Origin of the sequence: Vibrio sp. 10N.222.49.C9 (genome assembly GCF_041474985.1) — a bacterium.
GTDB classification, from domain to species: domain Bacteria; phylum Pseudomonadota; class Gammaproteobacteria; order Enterobacterales; family Vibrionaceae; genus Vibrio; species Vibrio crassostreae_C.
This window is the reverse complement of record NZ_JBFRVD010001495.1, coordinates 1-264: the sequence shown is the minus strand read 5'-3', so window position 1 is coordinate 264 and position 264 is coordinate 1. Positions and strand designations below refer to the sequence as shown.

Annotated in this window: 1 pseudogene; it reads right to left on the bottom strand. The window is 42.0% G+C overall.

From position 1 onward, the window contains the following. Nucleotides 1-264 (bottom strand): annotated as a pseudogene (locus AB4585_RS28915) (cysteine synthase); the annotation flags it as partial.

Here is a 264-nt window from a genome sequence, read left to right as displayed (position 1 = left end):
CATTTAACGAAGAACTGCTTCCCAAAAGAATGCCATCTTGCTCTGCAACAATGCGCGATATAGTCACTAGATCCTGATCGGGTAAGGTGATTGCGTGATTGATTTTTGCTTGTTTGAAGTTTTCAACCAGTCTCATGATACCTATCCCTTCTGTGAACGAACTTCCGTTGGATTGATAGGTGCCCTCTTTCAAATAGGAATAAATGCCCGAACCGTCTGGATCGACTAACCAAGTTTTAAAGTTCGGCTGTTTTGAAGAAAGGT